Source organism: Burkholderia metallica, assembly GCF_902832845.1.
GTDB classification, from domain to species: Bacteria; Pseudomonadota; Gammaproteobacteria; order Burkholderiales; family Burkholderiaceae; genus Burkholderia; species Burkholderia metallica.
In genome coordinates this window covers 215,725-233,772 of record NZ_CADFDB010000006.1, presented here as the reverse complement: position 1 = coordinate 233,772, position 18,048 = coordinate 215,725, and the positions used below count along the sequence as shown (strand labels likewise).

16 protein-coding genes are annotated in these 18,048 nt (G+C 66.1%); 13 read left to right on the top strand and 3 right to left on the bottom strand.

The features are described 5' to 3' along the window. The first annotated feature begins 84 nt into the window (after window positions 1-84). The 10 genes from HWX08_RS18665 to HWX08_RS18620 all read left to right on the top strand — a co-directional run bounded on the left by HWX08_RS18665 (window position 85) and on the right by HWX08_RS18620 (window position 11,441). Window positions 85-1,137: a polysaccharide biosynthesis/export family protein gene (locus HWX08_RS18665; RefSeq protein WP_226239528.1), complete on the top strand. Its 1,053-nt coding sequence runs from the start codon at window positions 85-87 to the stop codon at window positions 1,135-1,137. Then, a complete protein-coding gene (locus HWX08_RS18660) occupies window positions 1,134-1,625 on the top strand; it encodes a low molecular weight protein-tyrosine-phosphatase (RefSeq protein WP_174920286.1) in 492 nt (163 codons plus the stop codon). Before HWX08_RS18665 ends, HWX08_RS18660 begins: the two co-directional genes overlap by 4 nt. 7 nt (window positions 1,626-1,632) lie before the next feature. Beyond that, on the top strand, window positions 1,633-3,882 hold the full coding sequence (locus HWX08_RS18655) for a polysaccharide biosynthesis tyrosine autokinase (protein ID WP_174920288.1): 2,250 nt from the start codon (window positions 1,633-1,635) through the stop codon (window positions 3,880-3,882). A 19-nt stretch (window positions 3,883-3,901) separates the two neighbouring features. Next, window positions 3,902-5,080 (top strand): non-hydrolyzing UDP-N-acetylglucosamine 2-epimerase, encoded by a 1,179-nt coding sequence (gene wecB / locus HWX08_RS18650; RefSeq protein WP_174920290.1) that lies wholly within the window; start codon window positions 3,902-3,904, stop codon window positions 5,078-5,080. 28 nt (window positions 5,081-5,108) lie between these two features. Next, window positions 5,109-6,353 (top strand): UDP-N-acetyl-D-mannosamine dehydrogenase, encoded by a 1,245-nt coding sequence (wecC, locus tag HWX08_RS18645; protein WP_174920291.1) that lies wholly within the window; start codon window positions 5,109-5,111, stop codon window positions 6,351-6,353. A gap of 20 nt (window positions 6,354-6,373) precedes the next feature. Further along, on the top strand, window positions 6,374-7,660 hold the full coding sequence (locus HWX08_RS18640) for a hypothetical protein (protein ID WP_174920293.1): 1,287 nt from the start codon (window positions 6,374-6,376) through the stop codon (window positions 7,658-7,660). Further along, the gene (locus HWX08_RS18635; RefSeq protein WP_174920295.1) at window positions 7,657-8,907 is read left to right on the top strand and encodes a hypothetical protein; all 1,251 of its coding nucleotides are present in this window, start codon (window positions 7,657-7,659) and stop codon (window positions 8,905-8,907) included. The genes HWX08_RS18640 and HWX08_RS18635 overlap by 4 nt, the downstream gene beginning before the upstream one ends. Further along, window positions 8,904-9,920 carry a glycosyltransferase gene (locus HWX08_RS18630; protein ID WP_174920297.1) on the top strand — a complete coding sequence of 339 codons (1,017 nt, stop codon included), beginning with the start codon at window positions 8,904-8,906 and terminating at the stop codon, window positions 9,918-9,920. Before HWX08_RS18635 ends, HWX08_RS18630 begins: the two co-directional genes overlap by 4 nt. Further along, entirely contained in the window at window positions 9,917-10,681 is a 765-nt protein-coding gene (locus HWX08_RS18625) for a WecB/TagA/CpsF family glycosyltransferase (RefSeq protein ID WP_174920299.1), read from the top strand. The genes HWX08_RS18630 and HWX08_RS18625 overlap by 4 nt, the downstream gene beginning before the upstream one ends. Window positions 10,682-10,820: 139 nt before the next feature. Continuing rightward, window positions 10,821-11,441 carry a heparin lyase I family protein gene (locus tag HWX08_RS18620; protein ID WP_174920301.1) on the top strand — a complete coding sequence of 207 codons (621 nt, stop codon included), beginning with the start codon at window positions 10,821-10,823 and terminating at the stop codon, window positions 11,439-11,441. A 79-nt stretch (window positions 11,442-11,520) separates the two neighbouring features. Here the strand turns inward: HWX08_RS18620 and HWX08_RS18615 are convergent, their stop codons facing one another. Continuing rightward, the gene (locus tag HWX08_RS18615) at window positions 11,521-12,537 is read right to left on the bottom strand and encodes a 1-aminocyclopropane-1-carboxylate deaminase (protein WP_174920303.1); all 1,017 of its coding nucleotides are present in this window, start codon (window positions 12,535-12,537) and stop codon (window positions 11,521-11,523) included. Window positions 12,538-12,737: 200 nt separating this feature from the next. Here HWX08_RS18615 and HWX08_RS18610 point away from each other — a divergent pair, with 200 nt between their 5' ends. The 3 genes from HWX08_RS18610 to HWX08_RS18600 all read left to right on the top strand — a co-directional run bounded on the left by HWX08_RS18610 (window position 12,738) and on the right by HWX08_RS18600 (window position 16,249). Beyond that, window positions 12,738-13,238 (top strand): Lrp/AsnC family transcriptional regulator, encoded by a 501-nt coding sequence (locus tag HWX08_RS18610; protein WP_174920305.1) that lies wholly within the window; start codon window positions 12,738-12,740, stop codon window positions 13,236-13,238. A gap of 255 nt (window positions 13,239-13,493) precedes the next feature. Continuing rightward, on the top strand, window positions 13,494-15,215 hold the full coding sequence (poxB, locus tag HWX08_RS18605; RefSeq protein WP_107310780.1) for a ubiquinone-dependent pyruvate dehydrogenase: 1,722 nt from the start codon (window positions 13,494-13,496) through the stop codon (window positions 15,213-15,215). A 443-nt stretch (window positions 15,216-15,658) separates the two neighbouring features. Next, window positions 15,659-16,249 carry a class I SAM-dependent methyltransferase gene (locus HWX08_RS18600; protein WP_174920307.1) on the top strand — a complete coding sequence of 197 codons (591 nt, stop codon included), beginning with the start codon at window positions 15,659-15,661 and terminating at the stop codon, window positions 16,247-16,249. Window positions 16,250-16,426: 177 nt separating this feature from the next. Here HWX08_RS18600 and HWX08_RS18595 read toward each other — a convergent pair whose 3' ends face one another. Next, window positions 16,427-17,566, bottom strand: a complete 1,140-nt coding sequence (locus HWX08_RS18595; protein ID WP_174920309.1) for an acyltransferase family protein — start codon at window positions 17,564-17,566, stop codon at window positions 16,427-16,429. 247 nt (window positions 17,567-17,813) lie between these two features. Next, on the bottom strand, window positions 17,814-18,026 hold the full coding sequence (locus tag HWX08_RS18590) for a hypothetical protein (RefSeq protein WP_174920311.1): 213 nt from the start codon (window positions 18,024-18,026) through the stop codon (window positions 17,814-17,816). Between the last annotated feature and the right edge of the window lie 22 nt (window positions 18,027-18,048).

Here is an 18,048-nt window from a genome sequence, read left to right as displayed (position 1 = left end):
GGCATGCATATGAACCTCGCGGATGATGCGCCTCACGATGATGGTATCGCGACGCAGACATACGAGGGCGGCTTGACGGTGTCGATGCATCGCATCGTTGCGGCATCGCTCGGCCAGCCGAAAAACGCACCCGCTTTGCGTGAAGCGGCGGCGTCGGTACCGATCGGGCCGATCGACGGCGAGTTGATCGCGGCCCAGCGGCGCGAGGCGCGCACACAGGATGAACGCATGCGCGCGGCGCTCTTTGCCGCGCCGGCGCCATACGCGATCGACGCGGGCGACGTGCTGCAGATCACCGTGTGGGATCACCCCGAACTGGCCGCGGCGCAGGGCAACCCGGGCACGCAACAGGTGCGCCCTGCCGATCCGCCGGCGGGCTTCGTGGTCGATCAGGCCGGCAACCTGGCTTTTCCGTACGTGGGCGAACTGCATGTCGCCGGCATGAACACGAGCGAGATTCAGTCCGCGCTTCGCGCGCGGCTGTCGAAGTGGTTCGTCGCGCCGCAGTTGACGGTGCGCGTTGCGTCGTATCGCGCGAATCGCGTCTACATCGACGGCGAAGTTCATGCGCCTGGCGCGCAACCGCTCAACGACACGCCGATGACGTTGTTCGAAGCAGTCGCGCGCGCGGGCGGCTTCACAGCTGACGCCGATCAGAGCCGAATGACGCTCGTGCGCGACGGCGTCGCCTATCCGGTCGACCTGTCGGGGCTGATTCGCGAGCGCGTCGATCCGTCGCGCATCGTGCTGCGCAACGGTGACCTGCTGCAGGTCGGCGCGCGCGACCAGTTCGGCGTGTACGTGATGGGCGAAGTCAACAAGCCGACGACGGCGCTGCCGCAGCGCAACGGCCGGCTCACGCTGGCCGACGCGCTGTCGCAGGCGGGCAGCGTGAACCAGGGCACGGCCGATCCGAAGCAAACCTACGTGATTCGCGCCGGCGCGGACCGGCAGGCGCAGGTGTTTCATCTGGATGGCAGGTCGCCGGTGTCGATGGTGCTCGCCAACGAGTTCGAGCTGCAGCCGCGCGACGTCGTGTACGTCGACAGCACGAAGCTGGCGCGCTTCGGCCGCGTGCTCGCGCAACTGCTTCCGGCCATCAACGCGGGCCTGACGGCCGCGATCGTCACGAAATGATGAAACGGATCCTGGTGGTGTGTACCGGCAACGTATGCCGCAGCCCGGCCGCGCAGGCGCTGTTGTCGCGCGCGCTGCCCGGTCGCACGGTGGAGTCGGCCGGCGTCGCGGCGATCCGCGGGACACCGGCCGATCCTGTGATGAACGCGCTGTTGATCGCGCGTGGCTTCGACCTGTCGGCGCATCGGGCCCGATGCGTCGATGACCGGACCTGCCGGTGGGCCGACCTGATTCTGGTGATGGAGGTCGCGCATCGCCACCTGATCGAGCGGACTTTCCCGATGACGCGCGGCCGTGTGTATCGCCTGACCGAGCGCTACCGGATCGACGTTCCTGATCCGTACCGCCGAAGCCGCTACGTCTACGACTACGCGACGAAGCTGATCGAGTACGGCGTTGCCGATTGGGCCGCGCGAATCGCCACCTTCGACCCGAACCTGCAGCAGCATCCGGATACCGGCACGGATGCGCCGGAACACTTGCAGTGAGCCTCAAATGAACGCATCGAACCCACGCCAACCTCATTTACGCGACGCCGATGAACTCGACGTGCGCGGCATCCTCGACCTGCTGATCCGGCACGCAGGCCGCATCGTCGCGGTCACGGCGGCGTGTGCCGCGCTTGGCGCCGGCTATGCACTCGTCGCGAAGCCGGTCTACAAGGCAGACATTGCCGTGCAGGTCGAAAGCGGCGGCTCGGACCTGCGCAGCATGGCGGAGGGCGGGCTCGTCGGCGGCCTTGGCGCGCTGTTCGACGTGAAGTCGACCGACGACGGCGAGATGGAAATCCTGCGCTCGCGGCTCGTGACCGAACCGGTCGTCGACGGTCAGCATCTGCACATCGAAGCGCGTCCGCGCCGCGTGCCCGTGATCGGCTCCGCCGTCGCGCGCTTCAATCGCGGGCTGTCGACGCCCGGCCTGTTCGGGATCGGCGGATTCGTCTGGGGAAACGAGCGCATCGATGTTCCGGCATTCGACGTGCCACGCGACTTCCAGAAACATGCGTTCATCGTCACGTCGCTTGGCGACGGGCGCTATCGTCTGTCCGGCGGCGATCTCGATCGCGACGTGGAAGGCGCGATCGGCGAGCCGCTGCGCGTGAAGACGGCCGCAGGCGACGTGACGCTGCGGGTGGCCGGCATCGAAGCCGAAGCGGGCGCGCAGTTCGTCGTGAAGGCGGACTCGAGGCAGGTCGTGCTCGCCAAACTGCAGAAGAAACTGGCGATAGCGAATCGCGGCAAGGATCAGTCCGGCGTGATCGGCGTGTCGTACGAAAACCATGATCCGGAGCGCGCGGCCGCCGTGCTGAACGCGATCGCCGACAACTACGTTCGGCAGAACGCGAGCCGCAAGGCAGCTACCGCCGAGAAGTCGCTGGCGTTCCTGAGCGACCAGGTACCGACCGTGGAGCGTCAGTTGCGCGCCGCCGAAGATCGCCTCAATGCATACCAGGCCCGCCACGAAATCGTGGACCTGACCGAGCAGGCGAAGGCGATGCTGACGCAATCGACCGCCGCGCAGATGTCGCTGTTCGAACTCGAACAGAAGCGGCTGGCGTTGGCGTCGACGCTGACGCCGGCTCACCCGGAACTCGCGGCGGTCGACCGGCGGATCGCCGCTGCCAAGGCGCAGATCGGGACGATCAACGACACGATCCGGCGTTTGCCCGACGCGCAGCAGAACGTCGTACGCCTGCGCCGCGATGTGACAGTGCAAACGGAGATCTATGTCGGCTTGCTGAACAGCATCCAGCAGCTTCGCCTGGCGACCGCGAGCAAGATCGGCAACGTGCGCGTGATCGATCGCGCAATCGTGCCGGACGAGCCCGTGCGGCCGCAGCCGACGCTGGTCACGGTAATTGCCGCACTGATGGGGCTCGTGCTCGGCACGTGCGCAGTCGTCGGCCGCGCGGTGCTGTTCGGCGGCGTGACCGATCCCGCGGAGATCGAGCGCGACACGAACCTGAACGTGATGGCGACGATTCCGCACAGCGTTGCGCAACGCCGGCTCGCGCGGCGCGACGCTGCGGCAAGTGAGGCGACGGTCCTGGCGCTGGCGCGACCGAACGAACCCGCGGTCGAGGCGCTGCGGAGCCTGTGCACGGCGCTGCGCTTCCAGTTGATGGACTGGCCCGACGGCAACCGCGTGCTGATCACGGGACCGTCCGCGGATGTCGGGAAATCGTTCGTGTCGGCCAACGTGGCCGCGCTGCTCGGACAGTCGAACAAGCGCGTGTTGCTGATCGACAGCGACCTGCGTCGTGGCGAGCTGGCCAGGCGCTTCGGCATGCGGCCCGAGATCGGCCTGTCGACCGTCCTTCGCGGCGGCGGGACCGCCGCCGCCGCCATCGTGCGCGACGTCGCGCCGAACGTCGACCTGTTACCGGCCGGCCCGCACGTCGACCGGCCCGTCGAACTGCTGTCGTCCGATCGTCTGTCTGCGTTACTGACGCACGTTGCACGCGATTACGACGTCGTGCTGCTCGATGCGCCGCCGCTCCTGCCGGTGACGGACGCCGTCGTCCTGGCCGCGCATGCGGACACGATCCTTCTCGCGGCACGCGCCGGCGTGACGACCTCGGGCGAACTGCTCGAAGCGGCGAAGCGGATCGAACGCGCCGGCGCGCGCGCGACCGCGGTCGTGTTCAACGGCTTCCGGCCGGGGCTGCGTTCCGCCCAGTACGGCAACTACGGCGCGTACGGGTATGACAACGCCGATTCGCAAACCGCTGCGGATCGCACGTGATCCGCCGACGGAGATTCCGATGACTCATCACCACGAAAACATCCTCGTTACGTTCGGCACCCGCCCGGAAGCCATCAAGATGGCGCCGCTCGTTCACGCGTTGCGGGCGCGCGAAGGCGTGCGTTGCGGCGTCTGCGTGACGGCCCAGCATCGCCACATGCTCGATCAGGTGCTCGACCTGTTCGGCATCGTGCCGGATTTCGATCTCGACCTGATGCGCGCCGGGCAGACGCTGGGCAGCCTGACCGGGCACATCCTCAATGCGCTCGACCCGGTGCTGGAATCGTTCCGGCCCGATCTCGTGCTCGTGCACGGCGATACGACCACGACGCTCGGCGCGACGCTCGCGGCGTACTACCGGCGCATTCCGGTCGGTCACGTGGAGGCCGGGCTGCGCACCGGCAACCTGTATTCACCGTGGCCGGAAGAGGCGAACCGGAAGGTGACGGGCGCGCTCGCGCTGCATCACTTCGCACCCACCGAAACCTCACGGGCGAACCTGCTGGCCGAAGGCGTCGAAGCCGACCGCGTGCACGTGACCGGCAATACCGTGATCGACGCATTGCTGACGATTACCGAGCGCCTCAACCACGACGGGGCGCTGGTGCAGCAGATGCGCGAGCGGTTTCCGTTCGTCGAAGACGAGCGGCGCATGATTCTCGTGACCGGCCACCGCCGCGAGAACTTCGGCCGCGGGTTCGAGCAGATCTGCGAAGCGATCGCGACCATCGCGAAGCGCTATCCGGAGTGCCGCGTCGTCTACCCGATGCACCTGAATCCGAACGTGCGGGAACCCGTCACGCGGCTGCTCGGTGACATCGGCAACGTCATGCTGATCGAGCCGCAGGAGTACTTGCCGTTCGTCTATCTGATGAGCCGCGCGTGGCTGATCCTGACCGACTCCGGCGGGATCCAGGAAGAGGCGCCGTCACTCGGCAAGCCGGTGCTCGTGATGCGCGACACCACCGAGCGGCCGGAAGCCGTCGGGGCGGGCACGGTCCGGCTGGTCGGCACCGAAGTCGAGCGGCTGGTCGGCGCGGTGGTCGAGCTCTGGGAAGACGGCCGCACCTATCGCGCGATGAGCCGCGCTCACAACCCGTATGGCGACGGCCGTGCAAGCGAGCGGATTGCGGATCTGCTGGTCTCGCCGCCGATCCTGACGCAGGGGCCGGCATACCTTGCCGGCTCGCCCTGCTGAATCCCCCGACGTCTGGAGAACCTCATTCATGTCATTCGAAACCGTTTCCGTCATCGGGCTGGGCTACATCGGCCTGCCCACCGCGGCGGCCTTTGCCGCGCGCCGTAAAAGCGTGGTCGGCGTCGACGTGTCGCAGCACGCGGTCGACACGATCAATCGCGGCGAGATCCATATCGTCGAACCCGAACTGGACATGCTCGTGCATGCCGCCGTGACGCAAGGCTACCTGCGCGCGACGGCAACGCCCGAGCCGGCCGATGCGTTCCTGATCGCGGTGCCGACACCGTTTGCCGATGGCAACAAGCCGGACCTGACCTATATCGAGGCCGCATGCCGGTCGATCGCGCTGGTGCTGAAGAAGGGCGACCTGGTGGTGCTGGAGTCGACTTCGCCGGTCGGGGCGACCGAAAAAATTGCCGCGTGGCTCGCGGCGCAACGCCCGGACCTGACCTTTCCGCAACAGACCGGCGAGCGCTCGGACATCCGTATCGCGCATTGCCCCGAGCGCGTGCTGCCGGGCCACGTCGTGCGCGAACTCGTGGAGAACGACCGCGTGATCGGCGGAATGACGCGCAAATGCGGAACGCGTGCGCAGGAACTGTACGAGGTGTTCGTGCGCGGCGAGTGCATCCTGACCGATGCGCGCACTGCCGAAATGTGCAAGCTGACCGAGAACGCGTTTCGCGACGTGAACATCGCGTTCGCGAACGAGCTGTCGGTGATCTGCGACCAACTGGACATCAACGTGTGGGAACTGATCCGGCTGGCGAACCGCCATCCGCGCGTCAGCGTGCTGCAGCCGGGGCCGGGCGTGGGCGGCCATTGCATCGCGGTCGATCCGTGGTTCATCGTCGATTCCGCGCCGGAGCACGCGCGTTTGATCCGAACCGCGCGCAACGTGAACGACGACAAGCCGCATTTCGTCTACGAGCGCGTGCGGCAGGCGGCGAGCCGCTTCCGCGAGCCGGTGATCGCGTGTCTCGGGCTTGCGTTCAAGGCGGATATCGACGATCTGCGCGAGAGCCCGGCGATGGAGATCGTCGAAGCGCTGGCGCGGAACGCCGGTGCGACGCTGCTGGTCGTCGAACCCAACATCGCCGCGTTGCCGGCATCGCTGGAAGCGAAGACCCGGTTGTGCGATCTGAACACCGCGCTGGCCGAAGCCGACGTAATCGTGATCCTCGTCGATCACGCGCCGTTCCGGCGAATGGACCCGGTGCGGCTGCAGACCAAGGTCGTGATCGACACGCGCGGCGTACTGGCGCGTGGGTAACGGGCGGGCGCACAAACATCATGCTGCGGAATGCCGACGCCGAAAAGCTGCTGGGCCGTGTCGAAGCGCTTGTCTGTACCGGCGCGCCCGGTCTTTATCGCGTGCTGACGTTCTGGGTCATCCAGCGGATCTATTCGCTGGACGAGCTTGGGGCTGCGGCGTCCAACCTGTCGATCGCGCAGATGATCGGCTTCTTCACGGCCATCGGCTGGGCGACGCTGATTCTGGTACGCGTACCGGCGACCGACGGGAAGCAGGCGGCGCGCGGCGCGTTCTACTCGTTGGTGTCGATGGCGGGATGGACCGCCGTGGCCGCCACGTTCGCATGTGTGCTGGTGTCCGCGACCGGTCTCGTCGCGTTCGATCTCGGCGGCGTGGTCGCGCTGATGTGGGGCTGGACCGTGTATCAGCTCGCGCGACATTTCTTCGTGTCGTACCGCCGCTACCGGATCACGATCGCGTTCGACTGCCTGCTGATCGTGGGCTCGTGCACGATGCTGTGGATTGGCACGCGCCACGGCCATTCCGCGTCGTCGTGCCTGGCCGTTGCGCTGGTCGTGGTGGCCGTCGCGATGTTCGCCGCGATCGGCGCACCCGATCGTCGCGCGTTTTCGATGCGCATCGACGTGAAGGGGCTGCAGTTCGGACTGACCAATTTCCTGTCCGGCGGCATCGCGCTGGTGACCGTACCGGTGGCGAAGGCGATGTGCGGTGCGTCGTTCGCGGGGATGCTGTCGTTGTTTTCTTCGGCGACCGCGATCGGCAACCTGCTGCCGCGCGCCATTTCGATCGCGCAATTGCCGGACCTCGTGAAGCGGAAGAAGGACAAGGCGCCGCTCGATGCGACGCTGGGCGCGATGCGGCGCAATATCGACCTGTCGAATCTGGTCGTACTTGTCGCGAATCTTGCGATGGTGGCAGGACTGACATACCGATACGGGCTCGACGGCGACGGCGTGTCCGCGGTGCTCGCGGGCGGCGTGCTGCTGTCGATCCAGTGCGCAGCCGGCGTGCTCGGTGTCGTCAGCAGCAACGTGATGATGGTGTTCGAGCAGAGCGCGGTCACCGCGCGGATCAACATCGGTACGTCGGTGTTGTTCGTCGCATTGCTCGGCGGCTGCGTCGTCATCGGCGGCGAAACCGGGTTCTTCTGCATGCTGGCGTCCGCGGTGGTCGTGACGCTGATCCGGAACGCGATCGTCGTGATGCATGCACGGCGGGTATGCACGGCCTATGCGGAGTCGATCGGGGCATTGGATGCAGCCGATACGAAAGCGACGCCGGCGGCGTCGGGAGCGCGTCCATGAACGCGGCCGCCCGATTCCCGGCGATCGTGCCGCATCGTCGATCGCGCGTCGCCGACCTGGGCGCCGGACTGCTGGCGCTCGCTTACTTGGTCTTCTGCGTCAGCGACACGCTGCTCACGCTCGACGACGATCGTTCTCAGGTCGTAAAGATGAGCGCGTTCGGCCTCGTGTTCGCGGCGATTCTGCTGCGCCCGCGCTTTCACCGGCTGGCCGTCGTCGCGCTCCCCATCGCCGTGTCGCTTTGCATCGGGATGCTGCTGTCGTTCAACGTCCATGCAGGGGTCGAGGAACTCGTCCGCTTCCTCTTTCCGGTCGCGATCACGGTGGCGATCTTCCCGTACCGCGACCGGCTCGACGTGCTGGTCAGGACGTTCATCGGCGTGGTCGTGAGCAACGACCTGTTCCAGCTGTATTTCTATGTGTCGTACGCGATCGGGTTGCCGCTGTTCATGCCGGTGCGGATCGACTCGGGATTGTTCCTGCGTGCGCAGGGGTGGATGGGATTCTTTTCGGAATTCAGCTTCATCAATCTCTGCGCGTTTCTGCTGTGCCGCTGGTACTGGTCCGGCCGTCGCGCGGCAATCGCGTCGTGGGGTTTCCTGGTGTTCGCGCTGCTCGGCTTCTCGTTCAAGCTGTTCGCGGCGCTGGCGCTCTATCCGTTCGTGAGGAACGTCAGGGATGTGCGTGCGTGGCTGGCTGTCGCCGGCATCGCGGGCATGATGCTCGTGCTGATGGCGATGGGCGTGCTGGATGCGCTGTTGAAGGTCGGCATGGCGAAGATCCTGTTCTACGTCGTCGCGGGTAATTCGGCCCGCGCCGAATCCTATCGCGTGATGTTCGAGTCGATCCGCAACGGCAATCTGCTCGGCGAAGGGCTGGGCAGCTTCGGCGGCCCGGCATCGGTGAAGTTCTCGTCGCCGCTCTACCAGCTCTATTACTTCGACTGGTACGGGCTCGGCGGGTTGTTGAAGACCACCGATACGTTCTATCCGCACCTGTTCGTCGAGATGGGCACGTTCGGCGCGCTGGCGTGGCTGGTTTTCGTGCTCGGATACGGACAACGGCGATGCAAGCCGGCTGTCTGGTTCTACATCGTCGGCGCGTTCTGTTTCGACAACATCTTCTCGATGGCATTTGTGTCGCCGTCTTACGTATTTTCCGCGCTGCTGGCGATGTATGCGTTCTCGTGGGGGCGGCCCCGCGTTGGCCCGGCGCATCGCGGCGGGGCGGTGGAGGTTCGCTCATGAAAATTCTCGTCGTTACGAACATGTATCTCGGCAGCAACCGCGCGAGCCCCTGGCAAGGCGTGTTCGTGACCGAGCAGGTCGAGGCGCTGCGACGGTCCGGCGGCTGCACGGTCGATGTGATCGTCATCGAGGGGTATCGCGACAAGCGTGAATACCTGCGCTCGACCTGGCAGGTCTGGAAGGCCGCTCGTGCGGGCCGGTACGACGTCGTGCATTACCACTTCGGCCTGAGCGCGTGTTCCGCACCGCTGATCCGGTTGTTCACGAAAGCGCGGGTTGTCATCACGTTCCACGGCACGGACATCCTGGGGCCGCTCTGGATGCGCGCGGTGTCGAAATCGATGGCGTGCTTCGCGCATGCGTGCATCGGTGTGAGTGCGGAGATTTCGTCGCGTCTGATCCGGCTGCGCCGCCGTTGCGTGACGATTCCGTGTGCTGTCAATGAGACGGTCTTCGCTGAGGATCGCGACGATGCGCGCATGAAATCCGCCGTGCCGATCGTTGTTTTCCCGTCGTCGCCGAAGCGGCCGGAGAAGAACTATCCGCTGTTTTCGCTGGTGCTGCGGCAGCTTGCGGAACAGCACGGCATCCGGGTGCAGGAGCGGCATATCGACGGTCTCGATCGCGGCGAGGTGCGCGACCTGCTGGCGCGTGCCGCGTGCTTGCTGATGACGTCGACCCGGGAAGGGTCGCCGCAATCGGTCAAGGAAGCGATGGCGCTCAATCTGCCGGTCGTATCGGTCGATGTCGGCAACGTGCGGCAACTGCTCGACGACGTGTCGCCGGGCATGGTGGTGTTCGACCACGACGCGGGCCGTCTCACGAACGAGCTTGCCGAAGTGTTGGAAGCTGGCGTGCGATCCAATGGGCGCGAGAAGCTTGTGGCGCTCGGTTACTTCTCCGCGGATGTGTCGGCGAAGTTGAAAGAGCTGTATGCATTGCTGCACCGGTCGTCGCGATTTGCCAACGATAGTGCGGATGTTAAAAAAAATGATGGCGAGGCCTTGCAATGAACCGCGCTGAATTCTTTTCGTGCCCGATCCATCTGATGTCGATGAACGATACGGTGGACTGGATCGGCGCGAGAGTCGAGAACCGGCAATTCACGCAGCACGTCGTCGTCAACGTCGCGAAGATCGTCAACCTGCAGCGCGATGCGGAACTCGCCGCGTCGGTCTGCGAATGTGACATCGTCAACGTCGACGGCATGGGTGTCGTCTGGGGCGCGCGGCTGCTCGGCATCCCGGTGCCGGAACGCGTCGCGGGCGTGGATCTGTTCGATCGGCTGCTAGCGCTGGCCGAAGCGAAAGGGCTGCCGGTCTATTTGCTCGGCGCGACGCCGGAGGTTGTCGAGCGGGTCGTCGCCGTGACGGCGACACGCTATCCGCGGCTGCCGGTCGCCGGATATCACCACGGCTATTTCTGGGACGACGAACAGGCGGTCGTGGACGACATCCGCCGGTCGGGTGCGCGGCTGCTGTTCGTCGCGATCACGTCGCCGCGCAAGGAAAACTTCATCAATCGCTGGAAATCGCAGTTGGGCGTCGATTTCGTGATGGGCGTGGGCGGGACGTTCGACGTGGTGGCCGGGAAGGTGAAGCGGGCGCCGCCGTGGATGCAGCGCAGCGGGCTGGAGTGGGCGTTTCGCGTGATCCAGGAGCCGGGGCGGATGTGGAAACGCTACCTGTCGACCAACAGCCGCTTCCTGGCAATGCTGGCGCGCGCGTATGTGTCGCGGCTGTTTCGGCGACAAGGGGAGTGGAATGCGCGGTAGATTCGTCGTTGCCGCATGCGTGCTCGTCGCATCGGTTTGCCACGCGGGCCCGGAAGGCGGCAAGCATGACGATGCGCGCCTTTATCGGTCGGACTGGGCGCGCGGCATCGATTCGCGGCTTCGTTTGCAGGAGCCGGTGATGCAGAACATCACCACCGCCGAAATTTCCGGTATTCACGGCACGCTGTTGAGGGTGACGATGAACCGCTCGCAGGATTTCAGCAGCGTGGCGAGCGGCACGCCACGTTCCGAGATCAGCTTCTCCCCGGTGTTTCGCTTCGTCAACGGTCGCGACTACGAGGTGCGCTGGTCGACGGTCATTCCCGCCGACTACCGGTTCGATTCCAGACAGCCGGAACTCATCGCGCAGTTGCATCAGGGCGGCAGCGACGGGTCACCGCCGTTTGCGTTGCTGCTGAATAACGGGAAGTACGAAGTCGATGTGCGCGGCGCGCCGGGTATGCCGAGCCAGTCCATTGTGTTCGGCGACCCGTCGGCGGATCGCGGGAAGCCGGTCTGGTGGGTGCTGCGGTATCGACCGGACGATCAAGGCGTCGACGCGCTGACCGATGTTTTCCGCAACGGCGAACGCGTCGTGCATGTTACGGGCGTACCGAACGCGTATCCGGACGATCGTGACGCTTACTTCAAGCTCGGCCTCTACAAATGGTGGTGGAAGACCCGCCCGTCCGATGTGATCGAGCGAACGATGTATTACGGCGACATCGAGATGAAGGTACTGCGCGAGACGGCCCGATGAGCGGGGCTGAACCTGGCGGATGCCGTGCCGGTTCGACTGAGGCGTGACGCAGGTGCGCCGCACCTCCGCCCGGCCCGCCTCACCCCTGTCGGAAAATCTCCGCATACGCGCTCAACGCCGGCACGCCGCCGAGGTGTGCATACAGCACCTTCGAGCCCGGCTCGAATTCCCCGCGTCGCACCTTGTCGATCATCCCGTGCATCGATTTCCCTTCATAGACGGGATCAGTCAGCACGCCTTCGAGCCGCGCGCATAACCGAATCGCCTCGAGCGTGCCGTCGTTCGGCAGCCCGTATTCGGGGCCCGCGTAGCGCGTGTCGAGCACGACGTCCTGCTCGTCGATGCGACGCCCGAGCTCGACGATTTCAGCCGTATGCCGCGCAATGCGCGTGATCTGTGCATGTGTTTTGTCGGGCGTGGCCGACGCGTCGATCCCGATCACGCGATCCGCGCGGCCGTCGGCCGCGAAGCCGACGACCATGCCCGCCTGCGTGCTGCCCGTGACCGAGCACACGACGATGTAGTCGAACTTGAAACCGAGCTCGGCTTCCTGCTGCCGCACTTCCTCGGCGAAGCCGACGAAGCCGAGCCCGCCAAGCGGATGCTCGGAGCAGCCGGCCGGAATCGGATACGGCTTGCCGCCCGCCTGCCGCACGCTCTCCATCGCTTCTTCCCAACTACGGCGGATGCCGATGTCGAAGCCGTCGGACACGAGCCGCACGTCCGCGCCCATCATCCGCGACAGCTGGATGTTGCCGACGCGGTCGTACACGGGATCTTCGTAGTTGACCCAGTGCTCCTGCACGAGCACGCACTTCATCCCGAGATGCGCAGCGACGGCCGCGACCTGACGCGTCTGGTTCGACTGGACGCCGCCGATCGACACGAGCGTGTCCGCACCCTGCGCGAGCGCATCGGGGATGAGGTATTCGAGCTTGCGCGTCTTGTTGCCGCCGAACGCGAGGCCGCTGTTGCAGTCCTCGCGCTTCGCATACAGCTCGACCTTGCCGCCGAGATGCGCGCTCAGGCGTTTGAGCGGCTGGATCGGGGTCGGGCCGAAGGTCAGCGGATAGCGGGGGAAACGTTGCAGGTTCATCGACAGGCTCCGGATGGCGGGTGGATGAGTGAGGAAACGGCGGGCGTCGTTCGGATGCGGCCTTCGGCGGCATCCCGGTGGAAAAATGATAGGCACGAAGGCGGGAAATGAGCTTGCGAAATAAGTCGTACCAACCTACGTTATCGACGATATGAATACCTTTTGAACAATTTCGATTCGTCAGAATGGAGCATGGCGCAATGAAATTAGAACGAAACCCCACCGCGGCGGCCAACGTCGCGGCGCCGCTCGACCGCATCGACCGCGCGATCCTGCGGCAGCTGCAGCAGGACGCGTCGATCTCCAACGTGAGCCTCGCCGCGAAGGTGAAGCTGAGCCCGCCGGCGTGCCTGCGGCGCGTCGAGCGGCTCAAGGAGATGGGGCTGATCCGCGGCATCGTCGCGCTGCTCGACCCGAAGCCGCTCGGCGCGGGGATGCTGGTCGTGATCGGCTTCGTGCTCGACCGCTCGACGCCGGAAGCGTTCGCGGCATTCGAGAAGGCCGCGCAGAAGGTGTCGGGGTGCGTCGAGTGCCACGTCGTGACCGGCGAGTTCGACTATTTCATGCTGGTGCGCACGCGCGACAACGACAGCTTCAACCGGCTGCACGCGGAACAGTTGCTGTATCTGCCGGGCGTGCGGCAGGTGCGTTCGTTCATGGTGTTGAAGGAGATTCTGTCGACGCATGCGTTGCCGCTGTAGGCGCGAGCGCCGCGAACGCGCGCCGCGTCGGCGCGCGCCCCGTTCGCTGTCCATTCGCTTCGTCCGCTTCGCTCGCCGACGACCTCCCGACCGTCGTTCGACGCCGCCGAAAGGGACCGAACGAAATCCGCATCGGCGTGCCGCACGTTCACGACGCGAGTTGAACCGATCGCGTATGCTCGTCCCGTCGACGGCGCTGGCAGGCCGCCGCAGCCGGTTCATTCGTGTGACGACCCATCAACGAGCGAGGACAGCATGGCTAAACAGACGATGGCGGAATACCTGGCGAAGACGCTCGCCGCAGCGGGCGTCGAACGCATCTGGGGCGTGACGGGCGACAGCCTGAACGGGCTGTCGTTCAGCCTGAGCCAGATCGGTTCGATCCGCTGGATGCATACGCGGCACGAGGAAAGCGCCGCGTTCGCGGCTGGCGCGGATGCCGCGTCGACCGGCCGGCTCGCGGTGTGCGCGGGCAGTTGCGGCCCCGGCAACCTGCACCTGATCAACGGGCTGTACGACTGCCACCGCAATCACCAGCCGGTGCTCGCGATCGCCGCGCACATTCCGTCGACCGAGATCGGCCTCGGCTACTTTCAGGAAACCCACCCGCAGGAACTGTTCCGCGAGTGCAGCCATTTCGCGGAGCTGGTGACCAACGCGTCGCAGTTTCCGCGCGTGCTCGCGCGCGCGATGCGCACCGCGATCGACGAACGCGGCGTCGCGGTGATCGTGCTGCCGGGCGACATTGCACTCGGCGACGGCCCGGACGAGGCGCCCGCGTGGAGCGAAGCGGCGCCGCCGTCGATCCTGCCGGCCGACGCCGATCTCGACCGGCTCGCGGCGCTGCTCAATGCGTCGGAGGCGGTCACGCTGCTGTGCGGCAGCGGCACGCAAGGCGCGCACGACGAAGTGGTCGCGCTCGCCGACACGCTCGGCGCGCCCGTCGTGCATGCGCTGCGCGGCAAGCAGTTCGTCGAATGGGACAACCCGTTCGACGTCGGGATGACCGGGCTGATCGGCTTCAGCTCCGGCTATCACGCGATGGAATCGTGCGACACGCTGCTGATGCTCGGCACCGATTTCCCGTACCGGCCGTTCTATCCGGCCCACGCGAAGATCGCGCAGATCGACTGGAAGGGCTCGCAGCTCGGCCATCGCGCCCCGCTTGCACTCGGCCTCGTCGGCACCGTGAAGGAAACGGTCGCGGCGCTGCTGCCGCGCCTCACGCGCAAGACCCAGCGGCGCTTCCTGGAAAACGCGTTGAAGCATTACGCGGCCGCCCGCAAGGGGCTCGACGATCTCGCGGTGGCCGAGCCGCCGGGCCGCGCGATCCATCCGCAATACCTGACAAAGATCGTCGACGAAGTCGCGGCGGACGACGCGATCTTCACGGCCGATGTCGGCACGCCGACGCTGTGGGCCGCGCGTTATCTGACGATGAACGGCAAGCGGCAACTGCACGGTTCGTTCAACCACGGCTCGATGGCGAACGCGATGCCGCAGGCGCTCGGCGCGCAGGGCGCGCATCCGGGGCGGCAAGTCGTGTCGCTGTCGGGCGACGGCGGGCTGTCGATGCTGCTCGGCGATCTGCTCACCGCGCGCCAGCTCAAGCTGCCGGTCAAGATCGTCGTGTACAACAACAGCCTGCTCGGTTTCGTGTCGATGGAGCTGAAGGCCGCCGGCTATCTCGACACGAACGTCGATTTGAGCCCGACCGATTTCGCGGCGATCGCGAAGGGCGCGGGCATCTTCAGCGTGCGCGTCGAGCATTCGGAGAACGTCGAGGAAGCGCTGCGCCTCGCGTTCGCGCATGACGGGCCGGCGGTCGTCGACGTCGTCACGTCGAAGTACGAGCTGGCGATGCCGCCGAAGATCGAACTCGCGCATGCGAAGGGATTTAGCCTGTTCATGCTGCGCGCGATCCTCAGCGGGCGCGGCGACGAGATCGTCGAACTGGCCAGAACCAATCTGCGGTGATGTGTGCGCCGCGTGCGACGCTTCGGCGGCGCGCGCGGCGTACCGCATCGATGATGCGTGCCGGGGGCGTTCGTAGTCGCAGGATGAATTGAACAGCCCAGGAAGCCGGCAATCGGGATTCGCGCCGGCGACGCTTCCGACGGAGGCACGCTATTGGCCATCCGGTTTGACGCGTCGAGGTCGGGATCGCCGGCGAGCGCTATCCCGCGCACGTTCAGCCGCGCATCGGTCGCCGATCTGGCACGAATTGGTCGGCGGAATCAGGGACAATCTTCACGTCGTCTTAAGTTTGCATTTCCTAGAATCGATGGGTCGTCGCGCTTCCCGCGGCGGTCCGATTCGTCCAGGAGGATGCGCATGCCCAAGCCCCGTGTCGCGATAGCCCTGTTCCACGCAGCCGTCGGCACGTCGAGGCCAGCGGCGCGACCGTTCAGGGGTTGCCGATGATGTGGCCGAACGCGTGGCGTGTGTCGGCGCTGTTCGTGCGCGAGTGGGTCGGCCGTCCGGCCGCGGTGGGTGCGTTGTGCCCGAGTTCGCGGCAACTGGCGCGCGAGATGGCCGATGCGGTGCCGGACGGCGACGGGCTGGTCGTCGAGCTCGGCGGCGGCACCGGCGCGATCACCGCTGCGCTGCTTGCACGCGGCGTCGCGCCGCAGCGGCTCGTCGTGGTCGAGCGTTCGCCGGCGTTCGTCCAGCATCTGCGGCGACGTTTTCCGGGCATCTCGATCGTGCGGGGTGACGCGCGGCAGCTCGAACGGCTGTTGCCGCCCGATGCGCGCGTCGACGCGATCGTGTCGTGTCTGCCGCTGCGCACGCTGCCGCGCGAAGACGTGACGGCGATCGTCGGCCAGTGCCGTCGCGTACTGTCGGCCGACGGCGTGATGATCCAGTTCACATACGACCTGCGGCCGCCCGGCCGTCATCCGCTGCGCGATTCGGCATTGGTCGGCTGCGGCAGCCGGATCGTGTGGGCAAACATTCCGCCCGCGCGCATCGTGACCGTGCGCCGCGCCGCCGCCGAACAGGCCGGTTGACCCGGCCGCGCGCGAGGCGACCGGACGCGGCGCCTCGCCGTGCGCTTTCATTTTTCATACCGATCCTTCCGGTTTCCATTCACGTTGCCGTCACACCGGGTTCCCGCCGTCGCCTTTCATTTCGAAAGCATCAACGGCAAGGTGCACCGGCAACATGAATCGAATCCGGATGGCGTGCTACACGCGTGCGCTGTCCGCTACGCGAGCAGCAGGCCGCGATGCGAGCCGCTTGATGAAGCGGTCGAGCGGCGTCGCATAGCCGCGCGCAATAACTGCGCTCAGGATGGCCGACAACGCCAGATACGCGATCAGCAACAGCAGCTTCGTGTCGCCCTGCATGGCCGACGGCGGCCAGAACGTGCGCAGCGCGCCGAGCACGATCAGGTGGAACAGGTACAGTTCGTAGCTGAGCCGGCCGCTCCAGCGCAGCGGCGCGAGTGCGCGGCCGTGCGCGGGTTCGCGTTCGGCATGCGCGCCGATCAGCAGCACGGCGGTGCCGAGGGCCATCGCGGTGACGCCGGGCACATGGCTTTGCGCGATCGGCCACGCGAGATAGAGCCCGGCCATCGCGATTCCCGTGAGCCATTGCACCGGCGTGGCCGCGAACACCTGCCAGCGCGCGCGTTCGGCGAGCAGTGCGGTGCAGCAGCCGATCGCGATGCCGTCGAGGCACGCGAAGTACGCATAGAGGAACCCGCCTTCGTCGCCGGTGTGCGTGAAGCGGTACACGGGGCCGATTGCGGCGATCAGCAGCCAGAACGCGACCAGCCGCGTGTCGCGGCGCAGCGCGATGCACAGCAGCGGAAACGACAGGTAGAACACCTCTTCGACCGACAGCGACCACAGCACGCCGAGCGCGTAGTTGACCCAACCGTACGCACCGATCAGCACGTTCATCCAGAATGTGAGGGACGCAAGATTCACGAGCCAGAACGACACGGCGATGCCCTGCGGCGCATGATTCGTGAAGATCGGTACGCCGGCCGCCGCGAGACCGTTGACGAGCGCGAGCAGCAGAAGCAGGCACGGCACGATCCGCGCGATGCGCGACACGTAGAACGCGCGCACGTCGAGCGCGCCGAGGCTACCCCAGCGGCGGCGTGCGTTCGACGTGATCAGGTAGCCGGAGATGACGAAGAACATCGTCACGCCGTAGTTGCCGTTGCGCGCCACCGCATGCACCGCATCCCAGCCGACTGCGCGCGCGAGCGACGTGTCGCGCAGCGAGTACGGGATGTTGAAGTGATGCAGCAGGACGAGCACGATCGACACGCCGCGCAACAGGTCGATCCGCGCGTTGCGCGGGCCGGTGCTCATTGCGGGCTGCCCGGTTCGGCGAGGGCGGAGCGCGCGGCTGGGAGGCCGGCGGCGGATGGGGACCGGGTGCGGCGCCAGTGCTTCAAGTGACACTCCTTCGGATGGGGCGGCACACAGTGTATCGACGGATCGTCGGCTGTCGACCTGTCACGGTTGACGGGGTGGCTGGCGTTTCACGACACGGGATGACACGATCGAACCCGGATATCCGCGGATAGCGTGCAGTCACGGGGCAATGCGCCGTTGCTCAATTTCCTGCGACGACGTAATAGATCCCGAGGCATGCAACGGCGAGTAGCGGGAGCGCGATGACGATGAACGCAATACGACGGATGCCGTGCAGGCGAGTCAGGCCGACATACAGGCTGAGGGAGCCGAAAAAAAGCGTCACTGGCCAGTAGATGGCGCCGTAAAGGATCGGGATGACCCAGATCGGCAGGTCGATGCCAATGTCACTCATTCAGGATGCTCCGGTGTATGTA